The organism is Betaproteobacteria bacterium (assembly GCA_016720065.1).
GTDB lineage: Bacteria > Pseudomonadota > Gammaproteobacteria > Burkholderiales > Rhodocyclaceae > SSSZ01.
The window spans coordinates 1,891,497-1,911,013 of record JADJXY010000002.1 but is presented as its reverse complement, the minus strand read 5'-3'; the positions used below and the strand labels follow the sequence as shown (position 1 = coordinate 1,911,013).

Here is a 19,517-nt window from a genome sequence, read left to right as displayed (position 1 = left end):
TTTGCGGGGAATCCTACGTGTTCGCCATCGTTCAGGCTGCCGGCTGGCCCATCTGGCCCCTTTTGCTGGCATCGATCATCGCCGTTGCCCTCATCATCGAGCGTCTCGTTGCCTTGCGCCGCAGCAAGGTCGTTCCCGCAGGACTCCTCCAGCGCGCCGTAGGCGAGTACAAGCGCGGGGGAGGGAATGAGCAACTGGTCGGGGATCTGGAGAAGCACTCCCCCCTTGGCCGCGTCCTGGCGGCGGGGTTGCGCAATGTCAGCTCCTCGCGCGAAGTCATGAAGGAGTCCATCGAGGAAGCCGGCGGCGCCGTCGCCCACGATCTTGGGCGCTATCTCACCACCCTGGGCACCATCGCCTCCATCAGCCCCCTGATGGGCCTCTTTGGCACCGTGGTCGGCATGATCGAGATCTTCGCTTCCCAGGCACCTACCGGGGCCAATCCCATGCAGCTGGCACACGGCATTTCGATTGCGCTCTACAACACCGGCTTCGGTCTCGTCATTGCCATTCCCAGCATGATCTTCTGGCGCCACTTCCGCGCCCAGGTCGATGGATTCGTGGTGGAAATGGAGCAGCAGGCCGTCAAACTGGTCGAGTACATGCACGGCGAGCGCAAATGAACTTCCAGCGCGGCCGCAGCCGGGAAGAGCCCGAGATCAACCTGATTCCCCTGATCGACGTGCTCCTGGTCATCATCATCTTTCTCATGCTGACCACCACTTACGCCAAGTTCTCGGGGCTGGAAATCAACCTGCCTACGGCGGAAGCCAACAAACAGCCGGAAAAACCCAATGAAATCGACGTGGCCGTCACGGCCAGCGGGCAGGTTCTGGTGAACAAGTCGCCCCTCGCCGCCACCGACGTCAAAACCATAGCCGAAGCCCTGCGCCGGGCCGCCGGCGAACGCAGCGATCCGGTGGTGGTCATCAATGCCGACGCCAAGGCGACCCACCAGAGCGTGGTGGATATCATGCAGGCTGCCCAGACGGCGGGCTATCCCCACATTTCCTTCGCCACCCAGACGCCGCGCTGATGGCCTTGCAGGAGCGCTGGTTCGAGCCTCGCATCGCCGCCGGACTCCTGCCCCTCGTTCCTCTTTCCGCCCTTTTCGCGGTCCTGGCCGCCGCCCGCCGCCTTGCCTACCGGCGGGGCTGGCTGGCGACCCGGCGCTTGCCGGTGTCCGTCGTCGTGGTCGGCAACCTGATCGTCGGGGGCGCCGGCAAGACGCCCCTGACCCTCGCCCTGGTGCGGGAACTTGCCCAGCGCGGCCTGCACCCTGGCATCGTGAGCCGCGGCTACCGCGGTGGCGCGACGGCCCCCCTGCAAGTGAGACCCGATGGCGACGCCGCCCTGGTGGGCGACGAACCCCTGTTGCTTGCCCGTCGGGCGCCTTGCCCGGTCTGGGTCGGCCGCGACCGGGCCGCGGCCGGAGCGGCGCTGCTGGCTGAGCATCCCGAGGTGGACGTCGTGGTCTGCGACGATGGTCTGCAACACTATCGCCTGGCTCGCGATGTGGAGCTGGCGGTCTTCGACGGGCGTGGTGCGGGCAATGGCTGGCTGCTCCCGGCGGGCCCGCTGCGGGAGCCCCTGGTGCGCCTGAAGGGTGTGGACGCCGTGGTGTTCAATGGCGCCTGCGATCCCGGGGTGGATCGCAGGGCGCCGCGCAGTTTCTCCATGAGCTTGCAGCCCGGGCCCTTCCATCGCCTGCACGACATGGCACAGACCTGTAGTGCCGAAGCCCTGCGCGGGCGCCGTCTGCACGCGGTGGCGGGGATCGGCCATCCCCAGCGTTTTTTCCGCACCCTCGCCGACCTGGGGCTGGACGTGGCGCCGCGACCCTTTCCCGATCACCATCGCTTTTGCCGCGAGGATCTCGCCATTCCCCCTGGTGACGTGCTCCTGCTCACCGAGAAGGATGCAGTAAAATGCCCGCCGGACCTGGCTGGCGAAGCCTGGGTATTACCGGTGGAGGCGGGGATTCCCCCTGGCCTCGTCGATCTCATCGTGGAGAAAATCCGTGGACGCAAGGCTTCTTGACATCCTTGTCTGCCCCCTGTGCAAGGGCAATCTCGATTATCGCAAGGCGGAGCAGGAACTGGTCTGCAAGCCCTGTCGTCTGGCCTTTCCCATCCGGGACGACATCCCCGTCATGCTGGAAGACGAGGCGCGGCAACTGAAACCCGAGGAAGCATGAGCTTCAAGGTCGTCATACCGGCCCGCTACGCGTCGACGCGGCTGCCGGGCAAGCCCCTCCTCGATCTGGGCGGGCGGCCCATGGTGGTGCGAGTGGCGGAGCGTGCGCAGCAGTCCGGGGCTGATGAAGTTCTGGTGGCCACCGATCATCCCGAGGTGGAACGGGCGGCCCGCATGTATGGGCTTCCGGTGGTCATGACCCGGGCCGAGCACCCCAGCGGCACCGATCGCCTCGCCGAAGTGGCAGCGCTGCGAGGCTGGGACGGCGAAACCCTGGTGGTCAATGTGCAGGGGGATGAACCCCTGATCGAACCGGCGATCATCGCCCGCACGGCAGGGCAACTGGCCGCCACCGGTGCCGCCATTGCCACGGTGGCCCACCCGATCCTGGACGCTGCCGACTTCTTCAATCCCAACGTGGTCAAGGTGGTTTGCCGCCAGGATGGTGATGCAGCCTACTTCTCCCGGGCGCCCATTCCCTATGCCCGGGACCATTTTGCCCGGGAAGGGGGGGGCGAGACTCTGCCCCAGGAACTGCCCGCCCTACGCCATGTGGGGCTCTACGCCTATCGTGCGAGCTTTCTGCATGCTTACGCGGGACTCGCCCCGGCGCCTACCGAGCGCTTCGAGTCCCTTGAACAATTGCGGGCGCTTTGGCACGGCTACCGCATTTCCGTCCTGATTGTCGATGTGGCTCCGGCCCCCGGGGTCGACACCCCGGAAGACGCTGATCGCATGAGCAAAGTCTTTGCGCAAAGGGTTTGACCCGGCCTGAAATACCGAGTAATTTTTCACACCTTGAAGTCGGCGCCGACCGGCACAAGAAGTACAAAACTCCATCAACGACAAACAATGCAGAGGGATTTCCCATGAAACTCATCCTCTTGGGCGCTCCGGGCGCCGGCAAGGGCACGCAGGCCAAGTTTATTTGCGAAAAGTACGGCATTCCCCAGATTTCCACCGGCGATATGCTGCGGGCTCAGGTCAAGGCCGGCACTCCGCTGGGCCTGGAAGCCAAAAAGCACATGGATTCCGGCGGCCTCGTGCCCGATGCCGTCATCATCGGAATGGTCAAGGATCGCCTGCAGGAGCCCGATTGCAAGAACGGCTACCTGTTCGATGGTTTTCCGCGCACCATTCCCCAGGCCGAGGCCATGAAGGACGCCGGTGTGCCGATCGATTTCGTGCTGGAAGTTGATGTGCCCGATTCCGACATCATCACCCGTATGGCGGGGCGTCGTGTGCACCTGGCCTCCGGCCGAACCTATCACGTCACCTTCAACCCGCCCAAGGTGGCCGGCAAGGATGACGCCACCGGCGAAGACCTCATCCAGCGCGACGACGACAAGGAAGAGACCGTCAAGAAGCGTCTGGAGATTTACCACGCCCAGACCAAGCCCTTGGTGGATTTCTACAGCAAGTGGTCGGCCGGCGGCGACGCCAAGGCCCCCAAGGTGCGCAAGGTCGCCGGAGTCGGCAGCGTGGATGGTATTACCGCCCGCGTTTTCGAAGCACTGAAGTAAGAAGGTTTTGGTGATGACGGCGAAGAACGCCTTCTACGCACAATCGGGAGGTGTCACCGCCGTCATCAATGCCACCGCCTGCGGCCTCATCCAGGAGGCCCGGTGCTATCCGGACCGGATAGGCAAGGTCTTTGCCGGGCGCGACGGCATCATCGGCGCCCTCACCGAAGACCTGATCGACACCAGTCAGGAATCCGATGCCGATATCGCCCGCCTCAAGCACACGCCGGCGGGCGCCTTCGGATCCTGCCGCTACAAGCTGAAGAGCCTGGACGAGCACCGGGCGCAATACGAGCGCCTGATCGAGGTGTTCCGCGCCCACGACATCGGTTATTTCTTCTACAACGGCGGCAACGATTCCATGGACACCGCCTGGAAGGTGTCGCAGATTTCCGAGAAGCTCGGCTACCCGGTGGTCTGCGTCGGCATCCCCAAGACGGTGGACAACGACCTGCCACTTACCGACTGCTGCCCGGGTTTCGGCTCGGTGGCCAAGTATGTCGCCACCTCCATGCGCGAGGCGGGCTATGACGTGGCTTCCATGGCGCGCACATCCACCAAGATTTTCGTCCTCGAAGTCATGGGCCGTCACGCCGGCTGGATCACCGCGGCCTGCGGTCTGGCCAGCGAGGCGGAGGGCGAGCCGCCCCACCTCCTGCTCTTCCCCGAAGTGCCCTTCGACCCGGAGCGCTTCGTCGCTCGGGTGGACGAGTGCGTGAAGCGTTTCGGCTACTGTACGGTCGGCGTTTCGGAAGGTCTTTCCGATGCCTCTGGCAAGCTGATCGCCGAATCCGGCGCCAAGGATGCCTTCGGCCACTCCCAATTGGGGGGGGTGGGGCAGGTGGTGGCGCAATTGATCAAGGATCGCCTGGGCCACAAGTACCACTGGGCCCTGGCCGATTATCTCCAGCGTTCGGCCCGCCACATCGCGTCCAAGACCGATGTGGATCAGGCCTACGCCCTGGGCAAGGCGGCGGTGGATCTGGCCCTGGCCGGGAAGAACGCCGTCATGCCAACCATCGACCGCAAGGCCGATGCGCCATACCGTTGGGAAATCGGCGTGGCGGCGTTGAAGGACGTCGCCAATGTCGAACGCAAGATGCCGCCGGAGTTCATTTCGGCGGATGGGTTTCACATCACAGACGCGTGCCGCGCGTACCTGCGCCCATTAATAGAGGGGGAGGACCCCCCACCCTTCAAGGGCGGGCTGCCAGATTACGTGCATCTAAAAAACTGCGCCGTGCCGAAGAAGCTGGGGGAGTACAAGGTTTAGCCCTGGCGGTTCAGGTCGGCTCAAGGTTTCAGTAGTGGTTTTAGCTCATTAACCAAAGGAGGGGTTTGATGTCTACAGCGTTGATATTGGCACTTGGGTGTGCCGTCCTGGCCGTGCTTTACGGCTGGGTTGCGAGCAGCCAGATTCTTGGCTTGTCGGCGGGGAATGCCCGCATGCAGGAAATCGCCAAGGCTATCCAGCAGGGGGCGTCGGCCTATCTCGCCCGGCAGTACAAGACCATCGCCATGGTCGGCGGGATTCTGTTTCTGGTCATTGGTTTCGTGCCCAAGCTGGGCTGGCCAACCGCCATCGGCTTTCTGATCGGTGCGGTGCTTTCGGGCGCCGCCGGCTTCATCGGCATGAACGTTTCTGTCCGCGCCAACGTGCGCACGGCTGAAGCCGCCCGCGGCGGTATCGCTCCGGCGCTGGCGGTTGCCTTCAAGGGCGGCGCCATCACCGGCATGCTGGTTGTGGGCCTCGGCCTCCTGGGTGTGGCCGGCTACTACGCCGTGCTGCGCATGGGCGCCGCCGCCGACGCCAATTTGCACCACGTCATCGAGCCCCTGATCGGCCTGGCCTTCGGCTCTTCCCTGATTTCCATCTTTGCCCGTCTGGGCGGTGGCATCTTCACCAAGGGGGCCGACGTCGGCGCCGATCTGGTGGGTAAGGTGGAAGCCGGCATCCCCGAGGACGATCCGCGCAACCCGGCGGTGATCGCCGACAACGTGGGTGACAACGTGGGCGACTGCGCCGGCATGGCGGCCGACCTGTTCGAAACCTACGCCGTGACCGTGGTGGCGACCATGGTGCTGGCAGCGCTGGTCATCAAGACCTCGCCCGGTCTGGGCGAGAACCTGGTTCTCTACCCCCTGGCCCTGGGCGGTGTGTCGATCATCGCCTCCATCGTCGGTTGCATGTTCGTCAAGGCCACCGAAGGGGGCAAGATCATGGCCGCTCTGTATCGCGGACTGGCCGTGGCCGGTGTGTTGGCGCTCATCGCCTACTACCCGATCACCTCCTGGATGATCGGGGACGGCGATACCGCTGCCAAGATCACCACCATGAGCATGTTCGGCTGCTCCGTCGTGGGTCTGGTGCTGACCGCTGCCCTGGTCTGGATCACCGAGTACTACACGGGTACCGACTACGCGCCGGTGAAGCACGTCGCTTCCGCCTGTCAGACCGGACACGCGACCAACATCATCGCCGGTATCGGCATTTCGATGAAGGCCTGTGCCCTGCCGGTGATTTCGGTGTGTATCGCCATCTACGCGGCCTTTGCGCTGGGCGGCCTGTTCGGTATCGCCATCGCCGCCACCTCCATGCTTTCCATGGCAGGGATCGTCGTGGCGCTGGACGCCTACGGCCCCATCACCGACAACGCCGGCGGCATCGCCGAAATGGCGGAACTGCCCAAGGAAGTGCGTAACGTCACCGACCCCCTGGACGCGGTGGGCAATACCACCAAGGCCGTGACCAAGGGCTATGCCATCGGTTCTGCCGGCCTCGCTGCCCTGGTGCTCTTCGCCGACTACACCCACGGCCTGGAAGCCGCTGGCCTCACCGGCATCACCTTCGACCTGTCCAATCACATGGTCATCATCGGTCTCTTCCTCGGCGGTCTGATTCCCTTCCTCTTCGCCGCCATGGCGATGGAGGCGGTGGGTCGCTCGGCGGGTGCCGTGGTGGTCGAAGTGCGCCGCCAGTTCAAGGAGATCCCCGGCATCATGGAAGGAACCGCCAAGCCGGATTACTCCCGCGCGGTGGACATGCTGACTGTGGCTGCCATCAAAGAAATGATGATTCCGTCCATCCTGCCGGTCGCGGTGCCCATCGTCGTCGGTCTTGCCCTCGGGCCCCAGGCCCTGGGCGGCCTGCTGGTCGGGACCATCGTCACCGGCCTGTTCGTGGCCATCTCCATGACCACCGGCGGCGGTGCCTGGGATAACGCCAAGAAGTACATCGAGGACGGCCACTTCGGCGGCAAGGGTTCCGAAGCCCACAAGGCGGCGGTGACTGGCGATACCGTCGGCGACCCGTACAAGGATACGGCCGGCCCGGCGGTTAACCCGCTCATCAAGATCATCAACCTGGTGGCCCTGCTCATCGTGCCGCTCATGGCCTGATCGAAATCCGGCGAAGAAAAAGGCGGCTTCGGCCGCCTTTTTCTTGTGCCGCATTGCGCTGGCAGCGGGAAGAGCCCTGGCCTGTGCCGGCTTGCGGCCTACCCGAGAGCTGGATTGAGGGTATAGATGCCGGTCAGGGACGCTTCGTCGAGGATGTGGCCGGCGAGGGCGGCGCGCAGTCCGGCGCCGTCGAAGCGTGTATCGAGTTCCAGACGATCTACATCCAGGGCATAGACGGTAAAGACGTAGCGATGCATCCGCTCGTCGTTCCACGGGGGGCAGGGGCCGTCATAGCCATGGTAGTCGCCGCGCATGTCATGGTCTGCGGCGAACCAGCCGGTGTAGTCGTTTATCCCCTGCCGTGTCCCCTGGGGCCCCTGGGGGCCGCTCTTGCCCCGCGGTGTGACTTCCCGCGAGAATTCACCCGCCTGAATCTCGCGGCGGTCCACCGACAGGTCCACCAGCAGCCAGTGAAAGAAATCGACGCGCGGAAGCTCGGCGGGGACGCTGCGTCCTTCCTGATTGACGTCGTCGCCTCGGCTGGGGACGTCCGGATCGCAACAAATGACTGCGAAGGAACGCGTCCCGGGCGGCACCTCGCTCCAGGCGAGGTGGGGGTTCAAGTTACGACCCAGGCAAACGTGATGAGCGGGATCGGGGGTACAGAAAGCGTACTCCCCCGGGATGAGCTGCCCTTCGGAAAAGCTGGTGCTGACGAGTTTCATGGGTGTCCTCCTTCTATTCTGCCGCCCGGCGCCGGAAGTCGGCGGGACGAAATCCCAGAACGCCCAGTGTAGCGAAATAGGCGCCCGCGCCGAGAACGACCAGGACGCCGAGGCGGCCGATGCGCGTCGCACTGCCTGCCTCGAGCCAGAGGGAATTTGGGCCTGCGGCTGCCATCAGGGCACCGGCCATGACCACGAGGGCGATGAGCAGCTTGACGAGAAACAGCATCCAACCTGGCTGGGGCTTGTAGACGCCGTGGCGGCGCAGGCCGAAGTAGAGCAGGGCGGCGTTGAGACAGGCGGCAAGCCCGATGGAGAGCGCCAGTCCCGCGTGGCCCAGGTCGAGGCCCAATACGAAGAGTGCGTTCATGACCTGGGTGGCGACGAGAGCGCCGATGGCAATGCGGACCGGGGTGCGAATGTTCTGCCGTGCGTAGAAGCCAGGGGCGAGGACCTTGACCACAATGAGCCCGGTAAGTCCCACGCTGTAGGCCACCAGGGCCTCCCGGGTACGGAAGACATCCTCGCTGCCAAAGGCGCCGTGATGAAAGAGCGTGGCGACAAGGGGAACGGCCAATAGCGCCAAGGCCAAGGCGGCCGGAACGGCGAGCAGCAAGGTGAGGCGCAGACCCCAGTCCAGCAGGCGCGAATAGTCCTCGGTGCGATCGTCGGCGTGGTACTTGGCGAGAGAAGGCAGCAGAATGGTCCCCAGCGCCGCGCCCAGCATGCCCGCGGGAAACTCCATGAGGCGATCGGCGTAGTACAGCCAGGAGACACTGCCTTCGCCAAGAAACGACGCGAATATGGTGTTGATGAGCAGGCTGATCTGGGACACCGAGACGCCGACCATGGCCGGGCCCATGAGGGTGATGATGCGTCGTACGCCGGGATCCTGCCAGGCTCGACGCCAATCCATCGTCAGGCGTGGCAGCATGCCAATGCGGCGCAGGGCGGGAATTTGCAGCGCCAGCTGCAGGATGCCCCCGAGGAAAACGGCCCAGCCCAGGGCCAGGATGGGGGGCTCGAAATAGGGCGCCGCGAAGAGCGCCATGCCGATGAACGAGAGGTTGAGCAGGACGGGAGTGAAGGCCGGCAGGGCAAAGCGGCTCCAGGTGTTGAGAACGCCCCCCGCCAGGGCCACCAGGGACATGAACAGAATGTAAGGAAAGGTGATGCGGGTGAGTTGTACGGTGAGCTCGAACTTTTCCACGTCGGCCGCGAAGCCCGGTGCGGAGATCCACACCAGCACCGGCGCCGCCGCGACACCCAGGGCCGTGACGATCAACAGAACCAGGCTCAGCACCCCGGCCACGTGATCCACCAATAGCCGCGTCTCGGCTTCGCCGCGCCGATTCTTGTACTCCCCCAGGATGGGCACGAAAGCCTGGGAGAAAGCCCCTTCGGCGAACATGCGGCGCAGCAGGTTGGGGAGCTTGAAGGCGACGAAGAAGGCGTCCGTTGCCAAGCCGGCGCCAAAAACCCGAGCCACGATGAAATCGCGTACGAAGCCAAGGATCCGGGAAAGCAGGGTCATGGCGCTGACCGTGGCCAGGGCACGCAACAGGTTCATGGCGTCTCGTTGCCCGGTATTGGGCACAAAAGCTATAATTCTACGCTTTGCTGCAGTAGCTCAGTTGGTAGAGCAACTGATTCGTAATCAGTAGGTCGGAGGTTCGATTCCTCTCTGCAGCACCACGGAATTCTTTACCCGGGCGTTGCTTCCGTCCGTCGAATGATGGGTTCCGCCGATTCGGCGGCCAGAGCGCCCCGGATTTAGCGCCGGGCCCTCGCAGGGAAGCGGTGCGCCGGACTGGTGGTGCCAGCGTTCCCCCTTGATCGCCAGCGCGACGCACTCCGCCCGGTTCTTCCCGGAACGCCGTCCCACCGCCCATCGGACATGACTTCTCAATCCTGTTATCACTGTGGCCAGTCCGTTCCAGCCGATGTCAGCCTGGACGTGAGTGTTGGCGGCACGCTTCGGCCCATGTGTTGCCTGGGTTGCCAGGCGGTTGCAAGAGCCATCGTCGAAAACGGTCTGGAGGATTACTACCGCACCCGGGGCGCGCTTCCCGAGTCGCCCGCTCAGGCTGTCCCCGAGGTGCTCGACCGGCTGGCGCTCTTCGACCACGCGGACTTTCAGAAAAGCTTCGTGCGGGAAATGGGCGAGAACGAGCGGGAGGCTTCGCTGATGCTCGAAGGCATCACCTGTGCCGCCTGCATCTGGCTCAACGAGCGGCACGCGGGAGGCTTGCCCGGTGTCGTGGCCGTGGACATCAATTACACCACCCGTCGGGCCCGCGTGCGCTGGGATGAAACCCGCATCCGGCTCTCGGAAATTCTCGCCGCCATCGCGGCCATCGGGTACCGCGCCCATCCCTACGACGCGGGCCGGCACGAGGAACTGGCCCGTCGCGAACGGCGCGACGCCCTCTGGCGTCTCTGGGTGGCGGGTTTGGGCATGATGCAGGTGATGATGTACGCGGTTCCCGTCTACGTGGCGGGAGAAGGCGAAATCACGGCAGACGTGGAATCCCTCCTGCGCTGGGCCAGCCTCCTGCTCACCCTGCCGGTGGTCGTGTACTCGTCGGCGCCCTTCTTCCGCAACGCCTGGCGGGACCTCCGTCTGCGCCGCGTTGGCATGGATGTTCCCGTGGCGCTTGGCGTGGGGGCTGCGTTCCTGGCCAGCGTGTGGGCGACCTGGGTTCAGTCGGGCGAGGTCTATTTCGATTCGGTGACCATGTTCGTCTTTTTCCTCCTCGGTGGCCGCTTCCTGGAAATGAACGCCCGCCAGAAGGCGGTCAGTGTCACCGAGGCCCTGGCACGGCTCATGCCGGCTTTTGCCCATCGCTTGGCCAATTACCCTGACGACCGGGAGTTCACGCAGGTCATGGTGGGCGACTTGCCCGTCGGCGCCCATGTACTGGTCCGCCCCGGAGAAACCATCCCCGCCGATGGGAGGGTGGTCGAGGGCAATAGCGCTGCCGACGAGGCGCTCCTGACCGGGGAGAGCCGCCCGGTACGCAAGACTCCCGGCGACCGGGTGACCGGGGGCAGCGTCAACACGGAAAGCCCATTGGTGATACGGGTCGACCGCGTGGGTGAGGGAACGCGCCTGTCCGCCATCGTGCGGCTCATGGAGCGGGCTGCACTGGAAAAGCCGCGGGTGGTCGAGCTGGCCGACCGCATCGCCAGCCGCTTCGTCGCCGCGCTCCTTCTGGTGGCGCTTGCCGCGGCGGTTGCCTGGATGGTCCATGACCCCCAGCGTGCCCTGTGGATTACCGTTTCCGTGCTCGTCGTCACCTGCCCCTGCGCCCTTTCCCTGGCTACTCCCATCGCCCTGACCGTTGCTGCCGGGGCGCTGGCCCGGGACGGGCTCCTGGTCACTCGCGGGCACGCGGTCGAGACCCTCGCCCGCGCCACCCACTTCGTCTTCGACAAGACCGGAACGTTGACCACCGGGCGCATGACCCTCAGCGACATCCTGCCACTCTCCGACCTTCCCGCCGACCAGTGTCTGGCGCTTGCCGCCGCGCTGGAGGCGGGGTCGGAGCATCCGCTGGCAAAGGCAATCCGGGCGGCGGCTCCATCCCGGGAACTTCCTCTGGCACTCGATCTCATCAATGAACCGGGTCAGGGCGTCGAGGGGCTTGTCGTAGAGCGACGACTCCGGATCGGCCGGCCGGCCTTCGTTGCTGCCCGGGTCGGCGCGCCTCCTGCCGCGGCTGAGTCGTGGCTCGATGCGAGCGATACGGTCATCGCGCTGGCCGACGAAAGCCGTTGGCTGGCCCTGTTCCGGATCGCCGATCAGGTACGCCCGGAGGCGGAAACACTGATCGCAGAATTGCGCCGGGACGGAAAGACCGTCGTCCTCCTGACCGGCGACGCGCCTGCCGTGGCTGAAACCGTGGCGCGCCGCCTGGGAATCGACCAGGTCAGGGCGAGCGCCACGCCCCAGGACAAGCACGAATGCGTGACCGAACTTCAGTCCCGCGGGGCCGTGGTGGCCATGGTGGGTGACGGAGTGAATGACGCTCCCGTCCTGGCCCTGGCCCAGATATCCGTGGCCATGGGGGGAGGCGCCGAACTGGCACGCACCCAGGCGGACATGGTGCTTCTGTCGGAAAATCTCGATCACCTGAGGCGTGGTGTGCGTCGGGCCGGGTTCAGCCTACGGGTGATCCGGCAGAACCTGTGGTGGTCCTTCGCCTACAATTTCGTCGCCTTGCCCCTGGCCATTGCCGGGTATGTAACCCCCTGGATGGCGGGGATAGGCATGTCGGCAAGTTCGCTCCTGGTTGTCTTGAATTCCCTGCGCATTCAGCGCTCAGAGGAAAATTGATGGAAAGCCTGTATCTCCTCATCCCCCTCTCCGTCGTCCTGGTTTTCCTGATTGCCTGGCTATTTTGGTGGTCGGTGAAGAGTGGGCAGTTCGACGATCTCGAAGGGCCGGGTTTCCGCGTGCTCATGGACGACGACAGGGAGGAAAACGTGCCGGAATCCGGGGAAAGAAAAATATCCCGAGGAAAAGGCGCCAAAACCGAGACTCGTTGACCTGGGTCAACGCCGACGGCCAGTGGGAAAGGCACTATTCTCCCCAGGTGAAGCGAGTGCTTCACAGCGATTCTCTGTTGGGGTTGGGGTGCGTTACGACGCACCCTTTTTTTGTCCCCACTTTTCGGAGGCCCCCGCTAGCCGCCGATTGCCCTTCCGTATCCCGCCGACCCGCGTAATTCCTAGGGATTAGGCCGGTCTAGATAATTAGTATGTTGATCTATATCAATCCTGGGCTTTCGTTCTAGAATAGCATCTCGGTCCAATTGCCGCCTTGGGTTGCAGGGGGGCGGTTCACGGGGTTTTTTCATTAACGAGAGGTGGGTCCATGTCGGAAACGCAAACCACATACAACTATAAGGTCGTACGGCAATTTGCCGTCATGACCGTCATCTGGGGCATCGTCGGGATGCTGGTCGGCGTCATCGTTGCCGCTCAGCTGGTCTGGCCGGAGCTCAATATCGGGCCATGGCTGCACTTCGGCCGGCTGCGTCCTTTGCACACCAATGCGGTGATTTTTGCCTTCGGCGGCTGTGCATTGTTTGCAACATCCTACTGGTGCGTCCAGCGCACCTGCCACACCCGGCTTTTTGCCGGTCCCCTGGCTGCCTTCACTTTCTGGGGTTGGCAAATCGTCATCGTTCTCGCTGCGCTTTCGTTGCCCCTGGGCTTCACCACGGGCAAGGAGTACGCCGAACTCGAATGGCCCATCGACATCCTCATCACCCTGGTCTGGGTGTCCTACGCCATCGTGTTCTTCGGTACCATCGCCAAGCGGACCGTTTCCCACATCTACGTGGCGAACTGGTTCTTCGGCTCCATGATCCTGGCGGTTGCGCTCCTTCACCTGGTCAATAGCTGCGAAGTGCCGGTGTCCTTCCTCAAGTCCTACTCCTGCTACGCCGGGGTTCAGGACGCCATGATCCAGTGGTGGTACGGTCACAACGCGGTGGGCTTCTTCCTGACCGCGGGCTTCCTCGGCATGATGTACTACTTCGTGCCGAAGCAGGCCGGTCGTCCGGTGTATTCCTACCGCCTGTCGGTGGTGCACTTCTGGGCGCTGATCTTTACCTACATGTGGGCGGGTCCGCACCATCTGCACTTCACCGCGCTGCCCGACTGGACCCAGTCCGTGGGGATGGTCTTCTCCCTGATCCTTCTCGCTCCGTCCTGGGGCGGCATGATCAACGGCATCATGACCCTGTCCGGTGCCTGGCACAAACTGCGTGACGATCCCATCCTCAAGTTCCTGGTCACCTCCCTGTCCTTCTACGGCATGTCCACCTTTGAAGGCCCGATGATGTCCATCAAGACGGTGAATGCCTTGTCGCACTACACCGACTGGACCGTCGGTCACGTGCACTCCGGTGCCTTGGGCTGGGTCGCCATGGTGTCCATCGGCTCCCTCTACTACCTGTTGCCCCGCCTGTTCGGCAAGGAAGAGATGTACAGCACCAAGCTGATCACGGTTCATTTCTGGATCGCGACCATCGGCACCGTGCTCTATATCACCTCCATGTGGATCGCCGGTGTGATGCAGGGCCTCATGTGGCGTGCCGTGAATCCGGATGGCACCCTGACCTACAGCTTCGTCGAAGCAGTGAAGGGTTCGTACCCCTTCTGGGCGATCCGGGTTCTGGGTGGTGTTCTGTTCCTGGGTGGCATGTTGATCATGGCTTACAACATGTTCAAGACCATCGCTGGTGGCAACACGCGGGATGTCCCCGTCGTCGCCGCGGCCGGCCACCACGCTTAACAGGGGGAAATAATGATCAAGCACGAGCAAATCGAGAAGAACGTCGGACTCCTCATCGTTCTGACGCTTCTGGTGATTCTCTGGGGGGGGCTGCTGGAAATCGTTCCGCTCTTTTTCCAGAAATCCACCACCACTCCGGTTGAGGGTCTCAAGCCCTACGATGCGGTCCGTTTGGCCGGCCGTGACGTGTATATCCGTGAAGGCTGCTACAACTGCCATTCGCAGATGATCCGTCCCTTCCGCGCCGAGACCGAGCGCTATGGCCACTACTCTGTGGCGGGTGAGTTCGTTTATGACCATCCGTTCCAGTGGGGCTCCAAGCGTACCGGTCCGGACCTGCACCGCGTCGGTGGTCGTTATTCCGACGAGTGGCAGCGGGCTCACCTCATCAATCCGCGCGACGTGGTACCGGAATCCAACATGCCGGCGTTCCCGTGGCTAGCCACGGCCAAGGCAAAGGATACGGTCGGTGCTGACATCGAAGCCAAGATGGCTGCCCTGTCCAAGGTTGGTGTGCCTTACACCGCCGAAGACATGAAGGGTGCCAAGGCGGCGATCGGTGACAAGACCGAGCTCGACGTTCTGGTCGCCTACCTGCAAGGGTTGGGCACGGCGCTGAAGAGCACCAAGTAAAGCCATGGACATCAACGATCTGCGATCCATCGGCACGGTGGTTTCCCTGCTGACCTTCCTGGGTATCGTCTGGTGGGCCTACAGTCGGAACAACAAGCAGCGCTTCGACGAGGCTGCCAACCTGCCGTTCGCAGAACACGATGAAGACGGTGCGGCGTCTCGCGCGTCGCACCCGCGCTGAAAAAAGGAAAGCAAATGAGCGATTTCGTTAGCGATTTTTGGAACCTCTATGTAATCGTGATCGTGGTGGCCAGTATTCTGTACTGCGTCGTCCTCCTGGTCGTCCAGGGCAAGGCCACCTTCACGCCCGGCAAGACCATGGGTCACGTCTGGGACGAAAACCTGGAGGAGTACAACAACCCGATGCCCAAGTGGTGGACCTGGATGTTCGTCATCACGGTGGCGTTCGCGTTCGTCTACCTCGCCCTCTACCCGGGCCTTGGCAAGTTCCAGGGCGTTCTGGGGTGGTCCTCTGCCGGTCAGCACAAGGCAGAAGTGGCCAAGGCCGATGAGACCATCAAGCCGATGTTCGAGAAATACCTCAAGATGGATCTCAAGGCCGTCGCTGCGGACAAGCAGGCCATGGAAATGGGCAAGCGCCTCTACATGACCTACTGCATGCAATGTCATGGGGCGGACGCCCGCGGTGCCAAGGGCTTCCCCAACTTGACCGATGGTGACTGGCTGTACGGCGGAGAAGCCGAGAAGGTCGTCGAGACCATTGCAGCCGGCCGCATGGGCATGATGCCTCCCCATGCCCAGCTGGGTGCAGATACCATCAAGGATCTTGCCAACTACGTGCGGAGCCTGTCCGGCTTGCCCAACGACGCCGCGCGCACTGCCAAGGGCAAGGATGCCTTCAACTCTGCAGGTTGTTCCGGCTGTCACGGGCCTGATGGTACCGGCATGCAGGCCATTGGGGCTCCCAACCTGACCGACAAGGTCTGGCTCTACGGATCTTCCGAAGCCACCATTGTCGAGACGATCACCAATGGCCGTCAAAACCAGATGCCGGCCTGGAAGGAGTTCCTGGGTGACGGCAAGGTTCATGTCCTGGCCGCCTACGTGCTGAGCCTGGGCGGAAAGTAAGTCAAGCCTGTCCGAGCGCGGGGTGGCAAGCCACCCCGCGTTTTTGTTTGCGGTGCGGGAAGTTCTGCTTCGCATCACGATGGTTTAGGGCGCCCTTGGGGCACAATGGCGCCTTGAGCCATCCTGATACGAACCTGGATCGAGCATGAATAAAAAGACAGAGAGCGGCGCGTCGACCGATGCGCCGGCCCCGGCGGTACAGCAGGTTTCCTTTTACGCCAAACACAAGGTTGTCTACGCCAAGGAAGTGAAAGGCTGGTGGGCCAATTGGCGTTGGGCCCTGGTCTGGTTCACCCAGCTCATTTTCTACGGTGGTCCCTGGCTGCAGTGGAACGACCGGCAGGCGGTGCTCTTTCATCTGGTCGAGCGCAAGTTCTACCTCTTCGGCCTGGTGCTCTGGCCCCAGGACGTTTTCTATCTGGCGCTGCTGCTCATCATCTCCGCCTGCGCGCTCTTTCTCTTCACCGCCGTCGCGGGGCGACTGTTCTGTGGTTATGCCTGTCCTCAGACGGTCTATACAGAGATTTTCATGTGGATCGAGGCGCGTATCGAAGGGGATCGTTCGGCGCGCATTAAGCTTGACAAGGCCCCTGTGGACGCCCGCAAACTGCGTCTCAAGGCACTCAAGCACACCGCCTGGATCGTGGTCTCGCTGTGGACGGGCTTCACCCTGGTCGCCTATTTCACACCCACTTCCGAGCTTCTGGCGTCTCTGCCCTTCGATTTCGGTCCCTGGGAGATCTTCTGGATCCTGTTCTACGCGGGTTTCTGCTACATGCAGGCGGGCTTTCTGCGGGAGCAGGTGTGCAAGTACATGTGCCCTTACGCCCGGTTTCAGGGGGTCATGTTCGACGCCGATACGCTGATCGTCACCTACGATCCGGAACGGGGTGAGCCTCGAGGTGCGCGGAAGAAGGGCGTTGATCCCAAGGCGGCAGGTCTGGGGGACTGTGTCGACTGCGGACTCTGCGTCCAGGTCTGTCCGGTCGGTATCGATATCCGCAAAGGGCTGCAGTACGAGTGTATCGGCTGCTCCGCCTGTATCGACGCCTGCGATCAGGTCATGAGCAAGACCGGGCAGCCCAAGGGGCTGATCCGCTATTCCACTGAAAATGCTTTGGCCCAGCACTACACGCCCAGAGAAATTCTTGCCCACATCATGCGGCCGCGGATCATGCTGTATACCGGTATCCTGTTGGCCGTCACGGCTGCTTCGGCGTGGTCCCTGGCGATGCGGGTTCCACTCAAGGTTGATGTGTTGCGGGATCGTTCGGTGCTGGCTCGGGAAGCCGACGATGGGCGCATCGAGAACCTCTATCACGTCAAAATCATGAATGTCACCGAAGGTGTCGGTCGCTTTACCTTGGCGGTTTCTGGCCTGGAAGGCGCCGAAATCGTCGGTGAGCGCGAGGTCGAGGTGGCGAGCGCCGAGAACAAGGAAGTGGTCGTCAGCGTCCGGGTGCCCCCGGAGAATGGCCGCAAGGGCGCGAACGTTCTCTTCTTCGACGTCAAGGCTGTTGACCGGGAAGGGGTTGCCGTTCACGAAAAGGCTTCCTTCCTGATGCCCTGAAAGGCTCGAAATGACACTGCAACAGAGGGGCGAGCGTCCCTGGTACCGTGAGCGCTGGCCCTGGATCCTGATGGCCGGCCCGTTGGCGGTGGTGATCGCTGGGGCGGTGACGCTCTGGCTTGCCGTTCGTAGTTTCGACGGCCTCGTGGAAGACGACTATTACAAGCAGGGGCTGGAGGTGAACCGGCGCCTGCAGCGGGATCACAAGGCTTCAGACCTTGGGCTCGCCGCTGATCTGATGGTGTCGGGCAGTCAGGTTCGGGTCATCGTGCTGGCCCGGGAGCCGGCGCAGTTGCCGACCAACCTGAGTGCCAAATTCATCCATCCGACCCAGTCTGGCCAGGACCGTCAGGCGGTTCTCGCTGCGGAAGGGCAGGGTCTCTATGGCGGGAAATTGTCCGCCGAGATTTCGGGGCGCTGGATTGTCACCCTGGAAGAGCCGGGAGGTAGCTGGCGTCTCCAGGGAGAGTGGCAATCCGGCACCCAGGAAGCGCTCCGGCTGGGGTCCGGAGCGAAGGTCGCATCGCATGTTCAATCTGAAACCGGGAGGTGATTTATGGCATGGCAACTCTTGTTTGGCAGTGATTTCGGCTTGATGAGCCTCGGGGTCATCGTCGGCGTCGTGGTGATTGGCGTTTGCATGGTGAAGATGTACAACGCCAAGGCCGAGGAAGACGCGAAGAACGCCGGGCGCTGAGCCGTCCCAGCGGCTTTGCCCGCTTGCGAGGCAGTGAACCCCCGACCGGATTCCGGCGGGGGTTTTTCGTCCCGGCCCGCCAATCCCATGACCCCGATGCTCCGCCGGGAGAACGACCTGAACCTGCGGCGTGCGCTGGTGGCGTCAGCAATTGCCCACGCCCTACTGCTTTGGGGGGCCCCTCCGCCCCCGGGGCCGCCCGAGGGAGCGCGGCCTCTTGCCGTGCGCCTCGCTCAGGAAGTTTTGCCACCCAGGGTACAGGCAGAAACGAGCACGCTTCCGGTGACCCGGAAAACGGTGCCAACTCATGAAATGAGGAAGACCGTGCCCTCCAAGACAGACCCCCGGGAAATGAGGCCGGCGCCGACCTTGCAGGCTACGGAGGCGGCAGCAGCGGTGTCCACCGCTGCCGTTCCCCCCGCCGAGACAGCCAATGCCGCGCCCAAGAGCGAAGCGGTGGCCCAGTCGCCCGCTCGGCCTCCCGAGCCTGATCAGGACACGGTGAAGGAACTGCGGCTCGCACTGGCGCGGGAATTGCGGGGACAGCATCCCTATCCGGCTCTGGCCCGTGAGCGGGGCTGGACGGGGACCGTAGAAGTGGTTCTCGTCTACGCCCCGGGTACGACGTTCCCGGCGGTATCCCTGGGCCGTTCATCGGGACACGCGATTCTGGACCGCCAGGCCATGGACACCGTGGCCAAGGCCGCCGCCCGGGTCTCCCTGCCGCAACGTCTGCGCGGCGAGGCACTGACCGTTGCGGTGCCCGTCAATTACTCCCTGGAGCAATGATCCTGGAAACCTCAGTTGGACGAACCCGTGGCTGGGTTCAGGCAGGCTCGATGTCAGCGGTGTGAAAGCCGAAGGCGCCGCGTTGGCGGTCGGCAAAGAATTGCCGCAGGCACAGGCTCACGCTTTGAAACGCCAGGTCCGACCAAGGGATCTCGTGTTCCCGGGCGAGGGTTACCTCCAGGCTCTCGCTCCCGGCCGCGCAGCCGGGATGAGGTAGATGTCCAAGATAGAAAAGATGGACCTGATGGATGCGGGCCACATTGACGAGGGCGAAGGGTCTCTCGACGACGACTTCCGCGCAGGCCTCCTCGAGCGTCTCGCGTGCCGCTGCCTGTGCCGTCGTTTCGCCGTTCTCCATGAAACCTGCCGGCAGGGTCCAGAAGCCGTGGCGGGGCTCGATGGCTCTCCGGCACAGCAGGATCGAGTCTTCCCAGGTACAGATACACCCCACCACCAGGCGTGGATTCTCGTAGTGGATGTGCCCGCAATCGTCGCATACGTGGCGGGGCAGCGTGTCTCCGGGAGGGACACGGTGGCTGACCGGGGCGGCGCAAAGGGGGCAGTATCGGATCACGGGGAAAGTCGCGCG

At 63.4% G+C, this 19,517-nt stretch carries 21 protein-coding genes and 1 tRNA gene; 19 read left to right on the top strand and 3 right to left on the bottom strand.

Going from position 1 to position 19,517, the window contains the following annotated elements; genetic code table 11:
• Positions 1 to 17: 17 nt before the first annotated feature.
• From IPM73_12130 to IPM73_12095, 8 genes are all read left to right on the top strand, one after another.
• Entirely contained in the window at positions 18 to 623 is a 606-nt protein-coding gene (locus IPM73_12130) for a MotA/TolQ/ExbB proton channel family protein (protein MBK8918759.1), read from the top strand.
• Positions 620 to 1,036, top strand: coding sequence for a biopolymer transporter ExbD (locus IPM73_12125; GenBank protein ID MBK8918758.1), 417 nt, complete (start codon positions 620 to 622; stop codon positions 1,034 to 1,036). The genes IPM73_12130 and IPM73_12125 overlap by 4 nt, the downstream gene beginning before the upstream one ends.
• Positions 1,036 to 2,040 (top strand): tetraacyldisaccharide 4'-kinase, encoded by a 1,005-nt coding sequence (locus IPM73_12120; GenBank protein MBK8918757.1) that lies wholly within the window; start codon positions 1,036 to 1,038, stop codon positions 2,038 to 2,040. Before IPM73_12125 ends, IPM73_12120 begins: the two co-directional genes overlap by 1 nt.
• Complete coding sequence (locus IPM73_12115) at positions 2,021 to 2,197, top strand: Trm112 family protein (GenBank protein MBK8918756.1); 177 nt, start codon at positions 2,021 to 2,023, stop codon at positions 2,195 to 2,197. The genes IPM73_12120 and IPM73_12115 overlap by 20 nt, the downstream gene beginning before the upstream one ends.
• A complete protein-coding gene (kdsB, locus tag IPM73_12110; GenBank protein ID MBK8918755.1) occupies positions 2,194 to 2,961 on the top strand; it encodes a 3-deoxy-manno-octulosonate cytidylyltransferase in 768 nt (255 codons plus the stop codon). The genes IPM73_12115 and kdsB overlap by 4 nt, the downstream gene beginning before the upstream one ends.
• A 104-nt stretch (positions 2,962 to 3,065) precedes the next feature.
• Positions 3,066 to 3,719 carry an adenylate kinase gene (adk, locus tag IPM73_12105; protein MBK8918754.1) on the top strand — a complete coding sequence of 218 codons (654 nt, stop codon included), beginning with the start codon at positions 3,066 to 3,068 and terminating at the stop codon, positions 3,717 to 3,719.
• Positions 3,720 to 3,732: 13 nt separating this feature from the next.
• Positions 3,733 to 4,992, top strand: coding sequence for a 6-phosphofructokinase (locus tag IPM73_12100; protein ID MBK8918753.1), 1,260 nt, complete (start codon positions 3,733 to 3,735; stop codon positions 4,990 to 4,992).
• 68 nt (positions 4,993 to 5,060) lie between these two features.
• Complete coding sequence (locus tag IPM73_12095) at positions 5,061 to 7,118, top strand: sodium-translocating pyrophosphatase (GenBank protein ID MBK8918752.1); 2,058 nt, start codon at positions 5,061 to 5,063, stop codon at positions 7,116 to 7,118.
• A gap of 98 nt (positions 7,119 to 7,216) precedes the next feature.
• On the opposite strand, the gene IPM73_12090 is transcribed toward IPM73_12095, so the two are convergent.
• Positions 7,217 to 7,843, bottom strand: a complete 627-nt coding sequence (locus tag IPM73_12090) for a YbhB/YbcL family Raf kinase inhibitor-like protein (GenBank protein ID MBK8918751.1) — start codon at positions 7,841 to 7,843, stop codon at positions 7,217 to 7,219.
• 13 nt (positions 7,844 to 7,856) lie between these two features.
• The gene (gene murJ / locus IPM73_12085) at positions 7,857 to 9,413 is read right to left on the bottom strand and encodes a murein biosynthesis integral membrane protein MurJ (GenBank protein ID MBK8918750.1); all 1,557 of its coding nucleotides are present in this window, start codon (positions 9,411 to 9,413) and stop codon (positions 7,857 to 7,859) included.
• A gap of 49 nt (positions 9,414 to 9,462) precedes the next feature.
• Here murJ and IPM73_12080 point away from each other — a divergent pair.
• The 11 genes from IPM73_12080 to IPM73_12030 all read left to right on the top strand — a co-directional run bounded on the left by IPM73_12080 (position 9,463) and on the right by IPM73_12030 (position 18,928).
• A tRNA-Thr gene (locus IPM73_12080) sits at positions 9,463 to 9,538 on the top strand.
• 202 nt (positions 9,539 to 9,740) lie between these two features.
• On the top strand, positions 9,741 to 12,182 hold the full coding sequence (locus tag IPM73_12075) for a heavy metal translocating P-type ATPase (protein MBK8918749.1): 2,442 nt from the start codon (positions 9,741 to 9,743) through the stop codon (positions 12,180 to 12,182).
• Positions 12,182 to 12,394 (top strand): cbb3-type cytochrome oxidase assembly protein CcoS, encoded by a 213-nt coding sequence (gene ccoS, locus IPM73_12070; protein MBK8918748.1) that lies wholly within the window; start codon positions 12,182 to 12,184, stop codon positions 12,392 to 12,394. The genes IPM73_12075 and ccoS overlap by 1 nt, the downstream gene beginning before the upstream one ends.
• 328 nt (positions 12,395 to 12,722) lie before the next feature.
• The gene (gene ccoN / locus IPM73_12065) at positions 12,723 to 14,150 is read left to right on the top strand and encodes a cytochrome-c oxidase, cbb3-type subunit I (GenBank protein MBK8918747.1); all 1,428 of its coding nucleotides are present in this window, start codon (positions 12,723 to 12,725) and stop codon (positions 14,148 to 14,150) included.
• 12 nt (positions 14,151 to 14,162) lie between these two features.
• Positions 14,163 to 14,783, top strand: a complete 621-nt coding sequence (ccoO, locus tag IPM73_12060) for a cytochrome-c oxidase, cbb3-type subunit II (GenBank protein ID MBK8918746.1) — start codon at positions 14,163 to 14,165, stop codon at positions 14,781 to 14,783.
• Between the two features lie 4 nt (positions 14,784 to 14,787).
• A complete protein-coding gene (locus IPM73_12055; GenBank protein ID MBK8918745.1) occupies positions 14,788 to 14,964 on the top strand; it encodes a cbb3-type cytochrome oxidase subunit 3 in 177 nt (58 codons plus the stop codon).
• Positions 14,965 to 14,978: 14 nt separating this feature from the next.
• Positions 14,979 to 15,872: a cytochrome-c oxidase, cbb3-type subunit III gene (gene ccoP, locus IPM73_12050; GenBank protein ID MBK8918744.1), complete on the top strand. Its 894-nt coding sequence runs from the start codon at positions 14,979 to 14,981 to the stop codon at positions 15,870 to 15,872.
• A gap of 145 nt (positions 15,873 to 16,017) precedes the next feature.
• Positions 16,018 to 17,442 carry a cytochrome c oxidase accessory protein CcoG gene (gene ccoG / locus IPM73_12045; protein MBK8918743.1) on the top strand — a complete coding sequence of 475 codons (1,425 nt, stop codon included), beginning with the start codon at positions 16,018 to 16,020 and terminating at the stop codon, positions 17,440 to 17,442.
• A gap of 10 nt (positions 17,443 to 17,452) precedes the next feature.
• A complete protein-coding gene (locus tag IPM73_12040; protein MBK8918742.1) occupies positions 17,453 to 17,995 on the top strand; it encodes a FixH family protein in 543 nt (180 codons plus the stop codon).
• Between the two features lie 3 nt (positions 17,996 to 17,998).
• Positions 17,999 to 18,139: a DUF3149 domain-containing protein gene (locus IPM73_12035; GenBank protein ID MBK8918741.1), complete on the top strand. Its 141-nt coding sequence runs from the start codon at positions 17,999 to 18,001 to the stop codon at positions 18,137 to 18,139.
• Positions 18,140 to 18,463: 324 nt separating this feature from the next.
• Positions 18,464 to 18,928, top strand: a complete 465-nt coding sequence (locus IPM73_12030; GenBank protein MBK8918740.1) for a TonB family protein — start codon at positions 18,464 to 18,466, stop codon at positions 18,926 to 18,928.
• Between the two features lie 37 nt (positions 18,929 to 18,965).
• On the opposite strand, the gene IPM73_12025 is transcribed toward IPM73_12030, so the two are convergent.
• Entirely contained in the window at positions 18,966 to 19,499 is a 534-nt protein-coding gene (locus tag IPM73_12025; GenBank protein ID MBK8918739.1) for an NUDIX hydrolase, read from the bottom strand.
• Between the last annotated feature and the right edge of the window lie 18 nt (positions 19,500 to 19,517).